Here is a 12,124-nt window from a genome sequence, read left to right on the forward strand (position 1 = left end):
GCGAGTGCTTGTTGTAACTCGCATTTATTATTGGATTGGGTATAATCAGGCGTGAGAAAAAAATGTGACCCGTAATGACAGGAAGACCATGAAACAAATCGACATAGACGACGAGTTATATCAATACATTGCCAGCAACACGCAAAGTATTGGTGAAAGTGCATCCACAATTTTGCGTCGTTTATTAAACATGAGCGGCGAAAAACAATTAACCGCTGACGTAGAAATAACACAAAATCAACAAACAACAACTACATCTGCGCCATCTACTGCGCCAGAATTAAAGCACGCTGTAGCAGAAGCTGAAGTTCCAAAAACTGTCACACCAGTGAAGCAAAAAAATGCTAACGTTTTTAATGTATTAAATAAAGAAGAACTAGCAATGCAAAAAGGCGTGGTGGGTCGCTTCTTATTTATTTTAAGTGCTTTTTATCGCACTCATAAATCTGATTTTTCTGCTGTGTTGGATATTAAAGGCCGTGACCGTGTTTATTTTGCAACGAGCAAAGAAGATTTAGTAAATAGTGGAAGTAGCATGAACCCTAAAAATATCACCGACAGTGAATATTGGGTAATGACTAATTCTAATACAACACGTAAAAAAATGATGCTTCATGAAGTAGCTCTTTGCCTAGGTTACAGTGCAGAGCAAGCTGAAAAAATTCGCGATTACCTGTAAGGAAATATAATGGCTATTCACTCAGGCGCAGGCAAAACTGCTCCACAATCAGCACTTGTTAATGTTCCTAAATTAGTTTCGGCTTATTATTTAAATGAGCCGGATTTAGAGCAAAACCCAGAGCATGGCGTTGCCTTTGGTACATCTGGACACCGCGGCTGCTCTTATGATGTAAAATTTAATGAATCCCATATTTTAGCAATTACACAAGCCATTTGCGATTACCGTAAACAAAACGATATTTTTGGGCCATTATTTTTAGGTAAAGATACTCATGCGCTTAGTGAAGCTGCCTTTAACTCTGCAATAGAAGTGCTTGTTGCTAACGAAGTGCAAGTAATTACTCAGCAAGATGGCGACTTTACTCCAACTCCTGTTATTAGCCATGCAATTGTTTGTCACAATAAACGCAATCCTAATGAGCTTGCAGATGGCATTGTTGTTACGCCTTCACATAACCCTCCTGAAGATGGCGGCTTTAAATATAACTCACCTAACGGCGGGCCTGCTGATACAGACGTAACTAACTGGATTGAAGACAGGGCTAACAAGTTATTACTTGAAGATTTAGTCGAGGTTGAGCTTTTCCCATTCGCTAAAGCTTCTCGCTCAGGGTTTATCCGCTACGAAGATTTAATGACTCCGTATATTAACGATTTAGAGAATATCGTTAACTTAAAAGCAATTAGTGATGCGGGCGTTAAAATAGGCATTGATCCATTAGGTGGTTCAGGTATAAATTTTTGGCCAGTTATTTCGCAAAAATATAATTTAGATCTAACCGTAGTAAACGACAGTGTTGATCCGCGTTTTGCATTTATGCCACTTGATAAAGATGGCAAAATACGTATGGATTGTTCATCGCCTTACTCGATGGCTAATTTAATTAAATTAAAAGACGATTTTGATATAGCGATTGGTAACGACCCTGATTACGACCGTCACGGCATTGTTACACCCGATGGCTTAATGAATCCGAATCATTTTTTAGCTGTTGCTATTGATTACCTATTAAACCACCGCGAGTGGAATAGTAGCGTAGAGATTGGTAAAACGCTTGTTTCGAGTTCGATGATTGATCGTGTTGTTGCGCGTAATGAGCGAAAGGTAAAAGAGGTACCGGTAGGCTTTAAATGGTTTGTTGAAGGCCTAAACAAAGGTAATCTTGCTTTTGGTGGCGAAGAAAGTGCAGGCGCTGCGTTTTTACGCTTTGATGGCAGCGTATGGTGTACTGACAAAGACGGCTTTATTATGGGTTTACTTGCAGCTGAAATACTTGCAGTAACGGGTAAAACACCATCAGCGCTTTATAAAGAGCTAGAACAAGAATTTGGATCGCCACTTTATAAGCGCCTAGATGCGCCAGCAAGTAGTGCACAAAAATCGCGTTTAAAAGCTTTAAGTGCAGACGACGTGAAAGCCGAAACGTTAGCTGGAGAGCCAATTTTACAAAAATTAACTCATGCTCCTGGTAACAATGCAGCGATTGGCGGCTTAAAAGTTGTTACAGAAAATGGCTGGTTTGCTGCTCGCCCATCAGGTACTGAAGATATTTATAAAATATACCTAGAATCATTTAAAGGCGAAGCACATTTAGCTCTTTTAGAAAAAGAAGCTAAACAATTAGTTGATTCAGTTATTAGCTAAACCTGCTTAAACTATTTAAAAACGGCTGAATTATTCAGCCGTTTTTTTGTATCTCTCACACTATAAAGGGCTTTTATTATGTCAGCCACACCCGATTATTTAAATTTATTGCAATCAACCGGTGATTTTCTAACCATTAGCCGAGATAATGAATGGCACCTAGCACCGAGCCAGTTTACGCTCAACAATGGAACCCAAGTTAATGTACACGATACTGGGGTTATTGAGTTTCAGCCAGCGGTTACTACCTCAAAAGATATTGTGTTATCAAGTGCTGTACACGGTAACGAAACGGCGCCTATTGAAATTTGTGATGAGCTAATAAAGCAAATTATTTCCCAAAACCTTGAGCTCAATCAGCGAGTCCTTTTTATATACGGTAACCCTAAATCAATTAATATTGGTTTGCGCTTTGTTGAAGAAAATCTTAATCGTTTATTTAATGGACACCACACGGTTGATGGTGTTGAAATGAATGACGAGCGCGTTCGAGCGGCAAAACTTGAACGCTACGTAACTGACTTTTTTGCCAGAGGGGAAAAGGGCAGTGAGCGCAGTCATTACGATTTGCACACGGCTATTCGTGGTTCAAAAAATGAAAAATTTGCTGTGTATCCATTTTTGCACGGTAAACCATGGAAAAAATCACAGCTACAATTTTTACTAAGTTGTGGTGTAAATACTGTATTAATGATGAAGTCGCCAGCGACAACGTTTAGTTATTACTCATCCTTTGTTCATGGTGCAGATTCGTTTACAGTTGAGCTTGGGCAAGTAAAACCATTTGGCCAAAACGATATGACACGTTTTGAAAAACAAAAAAACGTTAACTGCATTAATTAGTCAAAAAGAAGTTGAATACCCACAATTTAATGCAAGCGACTTTGAGCTGTTCGCTGTTCATCGTACAATTAATCGTACTCAAGAGGATTTTAGTTTTCCATTTTCTGATGATGCAGAGAACTTTACTGGCTTTGCAAAAGGAGAACTGCTCGCAACTGATGGTAATACTCCTTATTTTGCGGACGTTGAAGGAGAAGCAATCATATTCCCAAATGCAAAAGTAGCCTTAGGGCAACGTGCATTACTCACCGTTGTTCCAATGGCAATAGACAGTAACTTTGTATAATTTAACTCATTAGACCTCTTTGCCCTGCAAGTTAACTAACTGATTACTAATAATTTAAGTAGCTGTATTGTTAACTTGCCACTTATTTAACCAATATTTACTTTTGTTTCGTCACAGATTTGTTGAATAACACTTTACGTTAACGTAAAGTGTTGGCAGCTTTAATTAAATATAGTGCAGATATTGCAAAGTTTATTCAGCAATGATCACCCATAATAATAATGTAAAAGGGGCACTATTTTACTGACAACAACAGAAGGTAGGTTATGAGTAATCCAAATAACGTATCGCTGAATATTAACCATGCGCTAGAATTTATTGACGGCAATGCGCTTAATATTCCAACCCTTAGTATTTTAACTGAGGATGGCGACATTCACCCAAGTGCGACAGCACCCGCTATTTCAAAACATACCGCAATTAAACTTTATGAGACTATGCGTTTTATACGTTTATTAGATGAACGTATGCAAGGTGCTCAGCGCCAAGGCCGAGTAAGCTTTTACATGCAATGTTTAGGTGAAGAAGCAGCCGTTACGGCATCCGCTGCTGCGCTTGACCAAGAAGACATGATAATGGCGCAATACCGTGAGCAAGCTGCACTGCATTACCGTGGCTTTACGCTAGACCAATTTATGAACCAAATGTTTTCAAATGAATTAGATTTAGGCAAAGGTCGTCAAATGCCCATTCATTATGGTTCGAACGAATTAAACTATATGACTATTTCTTCTCCTCTTGGCACACAAATACCACAAGCTACAGGGTATGCATATGGACAAAAAGTAAAGCATATAGATGCGAAAACAGGCGAGCTTGCAAGCACGATTGATAACGTTACTATTTGTTACTTTGGCGAAGGCGCTGCATCTGAAGGTGACTTTCATGCAGGATTAAACATGGCTGCAGTGCATAAAGCACCGGTGATATTTTTTGCACGTAACAACGGCTATGCGATTTCGACCCCGGCAGATGAGCAATTTAAAGGTGATGGTATTGCTTCACGTGGTGTGGGTTATGGCATTAAAACAATTAGGGTCGATGGCACTGACGCACTTGCTGTGTTTGCGGCAACGCAAAAAGCACGTGAAATTGCCTCAACACAAGGCGAACCTGTTTTAATTGAATCAATAGCTTACCGTTTAGGCGCTCACTCCACGTCAGATGACCCAAGTGGTTACCGTTCAAAAGACGAAGAGGCTAATTACAAAACATGCCCAATAGAAAAATTTAAAAAGTGGCTAGTAAAACAGCAATGGCTCAACGAAGAAGACGATTTAAAAGCAAAAGAGTCTATACGTGAAGATATATTAGCAGCATTAAAGCGTGCAGAAGTAGTGCAAAAGCCAGCTTTAGAAGAGCTAGTATCAGATGTTTACGATACGCCAATCCCTTCACTTGTTCGTCAATACAATGAACTAAAAGAACATATACAAAAGCACCCAGATGCTTACCCAGTTACTGCAGGGAGAATTAAGTAATGGCTAAAATGAACATGCTACATGCAATTAATTCTGCTCTTGATATAACCATGAATGAACACCCGCAAGCGTGTATATTTGGCGAAGATGTTGGGTATTTTGGTGGTGTATTTAGAGCGACCTCAGGTTTACAAGAAAAATACGGAAAACACCGTGTATTTAATACGCCTCTAACTGAGCAAGGTATTTTAGGTTTTGCAAATGGTTTAGCGGCATTTGGTGCCCCCGCATTAGCTGAAATTCAATTTGCAGATTATATATTCCCGGCTTTTGACCAAATAGTAAATGAATCGGCAAAATTCAGATACCGTAGTGGTAATGAGTTCAATGTAGGTAACTTAACTGTACGCACACCATATGGTGGTGGTATTGCTGGTGGTTTATATCATTCGCAATCACCAGAAGCTTACTTTGCACATACGCCAGGTTTAAAAATAGTGGTGCCACGTAACCCATATCAAGCTAAAGGTTTACTGCGAGCAAGTATTAAAGATGACAATCCGGTTATATTTTTTGAGCCCAAACGTTTGTACCGCGCATCGACGGGTGAAGTACCTGAAGAAGATTATTCAATAGAGTTAGGTAAAGCTGAAGTCGTGCAAGAAGGTAGTGACATTACAGTACTTGCTTGGGGCGCTCAAATGGAAATTATTGAAGATGCTGCAAAACAAGCAAGCGAGCAAGGCATACATTGTGAGGTTATAGATTTACGTAGTATTTTGCCGTGGGATATAGACACAATTGCTAAATCAGTCACTAAAACTGGCCGTTTAGTGATAAGCCATGAAGCACCTATTACAAATGGATTTGGTGCAGAAATTGCTGCCTCAATTCAACAAGCGTGTTTCCTCCATTTAGAGTCACCTATTTTACGTGTGTGTGGTTTAGATACACCTTACCCACTGGCGCTTGAGAAAGAGTACGTGCCTGATGCGCTCAAAGTATTAGCTGCAATTAAACAATCAATGGATTTTTAGGGGTTCCCATGGCTAAAGATTTTATATTACCCGATATTGGTGAAGGCATTGTTGAGTGCGAAGTGGTTGAATGGCTGGTAAAAGAAGGGGATAGCGTTTGTGAAGATCAACCCATCTGTGACGTGATGACCGATAAAGCCCTAGTACAAATACCTGCTGTGCACGATGGAGTAATTACAAAGCTCTATCATCAAAAAGGCGAAATAGCTAAAGTGCATGCACCTTTGTTTGCAATGGATGTAGCAGGCGAAGCGGCTGACGTTGAAACGCAAGAGCATAACAGTGCACCCCAAAACAACAATACAGGTGAACAATTAGAAGATTTTATTTTACCAGATATTGGCGAAGGGATTGTTGAATGCGAAATAGTCGACTGGTTAGTCGCCGAAGGCGATGAAATTGAAGAAGATCAAGCTGTTTGTGATGTAATGACTGATAAAGCCTTAGTGCAAATACCGGCAAAGTACACCGGTACCGTGCAAAAGCTGTATTACCAGAAAGGCGAAATAGCTAAAGTACATAGCCCACTGTTTCAAATGACTATTGCTGGAAGTGCACCTAAACAAAACATAGATGTAAACCAAGCCGTAGTAAAAGCGCAAACAAATGCAGCAGAGCAAGCAGCACCAGTAAAAGTTAATCAAACAGCAAAAGTGGTTAACACAAAGGCCGTTGCATCACCGGCTGTTAGACGTAAAGCACGTGAGCTTGATGTTGATTTAACACAAGTGCCGGGTAGTGGTAAAAATGGACGTATCTATAAGCAAGATATAGAAGAGTTTATTAAAGGTGAAGTACCTAACAGTATTGATACATCACCGCTTAATAGCAATGTAGCCAACACACAAAGTAAAACGCAGAGCTCTGGCGTGCGTGTAGAGCCAATTAAAGGCATAAAAGCGGCGATGGCAAAACAAATGGTTGCTTCTGTTTCAACCATTCCACATTTTACATTTTGTGATGAAATAGATTTAACAGACCTCATTGCGCTTAGAGCTTCAATGAAAGAGCAATACAAAGCACAAGGCGTTAAGCTCACTATGATGCCTTTCTTTGTTAAAGCACTGTCGCTTGCGATGAAAGAATTCCCGGTTCTTAATTCTAAAGTAAATGAAGATTGTTCTGAGCTTACTTATTTTGACGATCATAATATTGGTATAGCAGTCGATTCTAAAATTGGCTTATTGGTGCCTAATATTAAGTCGTGCCAAAGTAAAAATATTGTTGATGTGGCTAATGAACTTACCCGGCTTACTGAGTCTGCTCGCGAAGGGCGAGTACTACCTGAAGACTTAAAAGGCGGTACGATTAGCATTTCGAATATTGGTGCAATTGGCGGCACAATTGCCACACCAATTATTAATAAACCAGAAGTAGCTATTGTTGCGCTAGGTAAGTTGCAATATCTCCCCCGCTTTGATGAAAACGGTCATGTTGTAAGTAAGGCCATTATGCAAGTCAGTTGGTCTGGTGATCACCGTGTTATTGATGGCGGAACAATTGCTCGCTTTAATAACCTATGGAAATCGTACTTAGAAAATCCATCGGCAATGATGATGGCAATGAGTTAAAAATATAATTGTTTAAACCTAGGGCGTGTTGATCTTTGATGGTTGAATTTGCAGCAGTATGTTTGGTTTTTAGGCAAGGCAGAGCCTATGAAGTGTGGTTATTCCCCATAAATAGGCGATAACGCAGCATAAATGCCAAACATCCGCCGCCCTTCGGGTTCTGCCTAGGGGCGATAAACTCTTTGTTACTCGGTTTTTACTTAGCCCACTAGGTTACAAACCTCGCGCCGCGATTTAATCGACCCTAGATTGAACAAATTTCAATCCGCAAAGGTCAACACGCCCTAATAAATAACCAGCAATTTGCTGGTTTTTTGTTTTAAAGCAAACCGTTTTTAATTAAGATACAAATGTTACTAATAAGTAATTTAACGACCCCGTTAGGGAATATAAAAAATAACACTAAGGAAATATTATGGAACATTATATGAACGCACTGCGTAGCTACGCAGATTTTTCAGGACGTAATCGCCGCAAAGCATTTTGGATGTTTATGCTAATTAATATTATTTTTTCACTATTAACAAGTGTTGTAGATGGTATTACAAACACGATGTTTGTAAGCACAATATATAGCTTGGCTTTATTGATCCCTCAATTGAGCGCAGGTGCACGCCGTTTACACGATACTGGCCGATCAGGCTGGTGGCAGCTTCTGTGGTTAGTGCCAATTATTGGTTGGATTGTTTTAATTGTGTTCCTTGCACAAGATTCACACGAGGGCGAGAACGATTATGGCCCTAATCCAAAAGAGTTAGCAGCAGAACCTGCTGCTGTATAAAGTAAAGTTTTAACCTAAAAGCTCAGTGTTCGCTGAGCTTTTTTATGCCTAAAATTTAATACGAAATAAAATACAAACCATAGCCAACTCCGAGTGCAGGAAGTGCGGTATATAAAGTGGCTATTATTGCGGCTTTAGGGGCTAACGCAATTGCAGGGAATAACGCATCTCCGTCGTTTGAAATTGCATTGGCTGTTAAAGCGCTAAATGGAATAATCCCCTGTATATAAAGCGTGGTGACTATTATTTGCGGTCCACAACCGGGTAAAAAACCAATGATCACAGCAATCAGCGGTGCTAAATAAGCGTAGTGGGCAAACCATGTTTTTAAATCAAGTCCGGCTACATTCACGAGTATTTCAAATAACATAAACGACGCCACTACCCATGCAGTCACAAAGTGTGTGTCTTGGAGCACTTTAATTACTTTAGAGGATGGATTGCATTCATCCTCTTCACTGGTAATTTGTTTATATGTTTCGCCCTTAGACGAGTAAGCCCATACCGTTACGATAAATAGAGCCATGCCCGCACCAAATAAATGTATTCCAGTGCTTGTGTGCCTTCCAAATTGGTTAAAGTCCACGTTAAATGCGATTAAAAACGCGATAATTAAACTTGGAAAAATCGCTAACATCCAAATAGGTTTACTGACTCTAATAATGCGGGTAGGCAATATTTTAACTTGGCGGGTTTGTTCTTTTAATGAAGGGCGTAAAAAGTCGTGTTTATGAACTGTATTTACAAAAGCACCACATATAGTTCCAACAACTAATCCTATAGCCATTATTACAGCGCCCTCAGTAGGGCGTGTAACTAAAAGTAAAAATGCAGCATCGCCCATTGTTGCTGTTAGTACGGCAACAATAGCCCCAAAGCTTGCTTGGCCTTTGGTAAATTGTGTAACCACTATTATAGCGCCCCCGCAGCCTGGTAAGGCACCTAGTAAAGCCGCAAAAAAGACCTCTAATGCCGGTGACTTAGCACTTAGATAACTAAGCTCCAACTGAGGTAAACGCTCAATAGCGTAGTAATAAATCAGTAACGTAGCAGCAACAAATACACTGACTTGAAAAAAAGCGTCGCTAAGTGCGGTAATTGCAATATCACGAAGTGATGGCACAGCAAAACACACCAACAAAAAAGAGGGAGTAATAAGCGTTTATTTTGGCTAACAAAGCGTATTGAAGCGGGCGTAATTAGTCCTATTTGTGTAATTGAGTTCATACAGTGTTACCAAATTAATAAACAGGGTAACACTGTATAATTTTAGTAAATGATAATCAATATCATTTAATTGTATTTAAATCGATTACTCACATTGAGTTTTTCGATATTAAATTCTAGGCTATTTGCGTTGAAATTCTGAATTTGAATTCCAAGTAGGCCATTGCTCTTGCTCAGAAATATCAAAACCTACTTTATAAAATAATTGTAAGTCTTGAACAGCGCCCGATAAATCCCACTCATCGCGGTAACGGTCACAAGGCTGGTGGTAACAACCGCGTAATACTAAGCTCATTCGCTTGCGATAATTGGCTGTTTCTTCATCCGCTGCTTGAGTACCACCACCAGCGTACATTGCAGGTATGCCCATATTGGCAAACGCAAAATGATCAGAACGGTAATAACCACCCGACGATGGTTTAGGATCGCCTGATAAAGTTCTACCTTGATCTTTTGCTGCATTAGCTAAAAACTCATCCATTTGAGATTTACCAATGCCTACCACACTCATATCTTTTACTTTGCCCAATAAATTTAAGCTATCCATATTGATATTAGCAACCGTCTTGTTAGCTGCAATAACAGGGTTTGCGGCGTAATACTTAGAGCCAAGTAACCCTTGCTCTTCAGCGGTTACTGCTAAAAATGTCATTGAGCGGCTAGGGTGCTTTGGCAATTTAGTAAATGCTTCTGCAACTTCTATTAAGCCTGCAGTACCCGTTGCGTTATCGTGAGCACCGTTATAAATTTGGTCACCTTTGCGGCTTGTATCTGTGCCTAAGTGATCCCAATGCGCTGAATATACAACATGTTCGTCTGGCGATTCGCTGCCCGGTAATGTCGCAATAAAGTTGTAAGACACTGACGTTTTAATTGTATTACTCACATTAACAGACGCGGCTAAATCACCCATATCGACATGATAAGCACCTTTTGCGGCATTTTCTTTAACGGTATCGAAATCTAAACCAGCTTTACTGAAAAGCTCTTTAGCCACATCACTAGTAACCCAGCCTTCTACAGCAACACGGTCCATATTGTTGTTTTCTTTTTGAAAACCAAATTGCTCGCCACTCCACGAATTTTCAACAACCGACCAAGGATATGAAGCGGGTGCTGTTTCGTGAATAATAATAGCGCCTGCAGCACCTTGGCGACTTGCCTCTTCATATTTGTAGGTCCAACGACCGTAATAAGTCATTGCGTCGCCAGTAAATAAAGCTGGATCTTTAGTTGCAAAACCAGGATCATTTACAAGCATGACCACGGTTTTACCTTTAACATCAATTCCTTCGTAGTCGTTCCAGTTATACTCTGGTGCATTAACGCCGTAGCCTACAAATACGAGCTCAGAGTTTTCAATGCCTTCTTTTTCACTAATGCGGCTACTGCCCATAACCATGTCTTTTTTGTATTGGTAATCTTTGCCACCAATTGATAAAACCATGTTTGAATCAGCTTCTAGTGATACAAGGGGGACTTCTTGTAAAAAGCTATCACCATTGCCAGGCTCAAAACCCAATGCTTTAAATTGGGTTGTTAAATAATCTAATGTTAGCTTTTCGCCAGGTGACGAAGGCGCTCGGCCACCAAATTCGTCAGATGCCAATACTTTTATGTGTTTTGCTAACTCATCGGCTTTAATACTGTTATAGCCATTAGTTACATCTGAAGGAGTTATGCTTGTTGCTGCACAGCCAGCTAAAACAGCGCTGGCAAGAAGTGTGAGAGATAAATTGCGTTTCATATTAACTCGATTATTGTTTTAAGATTAAATAAGTATATTAACTTCTATTAAGTAGGGCTAGCTTTTGCGGTAAACTGTTACAAAATTAAAGGCCTATACAAGTTAGAAATTTATAATAATGAAGCGTTTTACTCCTCCTGAACAATGGCAACCCAATTGCCTAAAAACGGGTGCATTTAATCACCTAAACAGCTTGTTTAAACTTAATGAGCAAACTCAATGGCCTTCACCAAAATGGTTTACTCCTTATTTAAATGCAACGAACGAGAATAATTTACCGATACAGTTTGTTGACGATGCACAAATAGACTTTGCTGAGCGCTATTACGAACAAGTAATTTTTGAAACTGGTGAAGTACCCACACGGACAGAAAATTGGCACGATCTATTCGGTGGTTTTATTTGGTGCTTATTTCCTAAAACAAAATCACTTATAAATCATCGGCATGTTCAGGACATTGCCGAATATGGTTTAACTAAGCGCACCAAACACAGAAACGCACTCACACTATTTGATGAATGTGGTGTTGTACTGGCCATTAGTGAAAGTAAATGGCAAACCTGGCTGCGCGATCATCAATGGCACAAAGCATTTGTAGAGCACCGCCATGAGTGGGGAGAGTCAATTCAGGCTTTTATGTTTGGTCATGCCAATTACGAAATGTTGACTCGCCCTTATATAGGGCTCACAGGAAAAGCATTATTTATAAATGTGCCCGACGAAATATTTTGTAAAGATTTAGCAATGCAATACCAGTACCTTGATCAAGTACTTTATGAGAAGATTAAAATAGAACATTGCTTAGCCGATAACTCACACCTTTCGCCTTTACCATTATTAGGTGTGCCTGGCTGGCATGAAGATAATAAAAACGACACATTTAC

General features: G+C 39.8%; 8 protein-coding genes and 2 pseudogenes. 8 read left to right on the forward strand and 2 right to left on the reverse strand.

Annotation, left to right across the window (positions count from 1 at the left end):
* Positions 1–88: 88 nt before the first annotated feature.
* From seqA to P20480_RS14410, 7 genes and pseudogenes are all read left to right on the forward strand, one after another.
* Positions 89–679 (forward strand): replication initiation negative regulator SeqA, encoded by a 591-nt coding sequence (seqA, locus tag P20480_RS14435; protein ID WP_006793039.1) that lies wholly within the window; start codon positions 89–91, stop codon positions 677–679.
* 9 nt (positions 680–688) lie between these two features.
* The gene (gene pgm / locus P20480_RS14430; RefSeq protein WP_008127390.1) at positions 689–2,326 is read left to right on the forward strand and encodes a phosphoglucomutase (alpha-D-glucose-1,6-bisphosphate-dependent); all 1,638 of its coding nucleotides are present in this window, start codon (positions 689–691) and stop codon (positions 2,324–2,326) included.
* A 78-nt stretch (positions 2,327–2,404) separates the two neighbouring features.
* Positions 2,405–3,455 (forward strand): annotated as a pseudogene (astE, locus tag P20480_RS17665) (succinylglutamate desuccinylase).
* A gap of 266 nt (positions 3,456–3,721) precedes the next feature.
* Positions 3,722–4,936 (forward strand): thiamine pyrophosphate-dependent dehydrogenase E1 component subunit alpha, encoded by a 1,215-nt coding sequence (locus P20480_RS14425; protein ID WP_008127397.1) that lies wholly within the window; start codon positions 3,722–3,724, stop codon positions 4,934–4,936.
* Positions 4,936–5,913, forward strand: coding sequence for an alpha-ketoacid dehydrogenase subunit beta (locus P20480_RS14420; protein WP_008127400.1), 978 nt, complete (start codon positions 4,936–4,938; stop codon positions 5,911–5,913). Before P20480_RS14425 ends, P20480_RS14420 begins: the two co-directional genes overlap by 1 nt.
* An 8-nt stretch (positions 5,914–5,921) precedes the next feature.
* Positions 5,922–7,484, forward strand: a complete 1,563-nt coding sequence (locus tag P20480_RS14415; RefSeq protein WP_008127402.1) for a dihydrolipoyllysine-residue acetyltransferase — start codon at positions 5,922–5,924, stop codon at positions 7,482–7,484.
* 415 nt (positions 7,485–7,899) lie between these two features.
* On the forward strand, positions 7,900–8,265 hold the full coding sequence (locus P20480_RS14410; RefSeq protein WP_008127404.1) for a DUF805 domain-containing protein: 366 nt from the start codon (positions 7,900–7,902) through the stop codon (positions 8,263–8,265).
* 55 nt (positions 8,266–8,320) lie between these two features.
* On the opposite strand, the pseudogene P20480_RS14405 reads toward P20480_RS14410, so the two are convergent.
* Together P20480_RS14405 and P20480_RS14400 are read right to left on the reverse strand one after the other, a co-directional pair.
* Positions 8,321–9,492: pseudogene (locus tag P20480_RS14405) on the reverse strand (putative manganese transporter).
* Positions 9,493–9,613: 121 nt separating this feature from the next.
* Positions 9,614–11,239: a M28 family metallopeptidase gene (locus P20480_RS14400; RefSeq protein ID WP_008127408.1), complete on the reverse strand. Its 1,626-nt coding sequence runs from the start codon at positions 11,237–11,239 to the stop codon at positions 9,614–9,616.
* Between the two features lie 118 nt (positions 11,240–11,357).
* On the opposite strand from P20480_RS14400, the gene P20480_RS17670 reads away from it, so the two are divergent.
* Positions 11,358–12,124 (forward strand): DUF3025 domain-containing protein (locus tag P20480_RS17670; protein WP_033025023.1); only part of this gene is annotated, 767 nt, incomplete at its 3' end.

It is taken from the genome of Pseudoalteromonas sp. BSi20480 (assembly GCF_000241365.1).
Lineage (GTDB): Bacteria > Pseudomonadota > Gammaproteobacteria > Enterobacterales > Alteromonadaceae > Pseudoalteromonas > Pseudoalteromonas marina.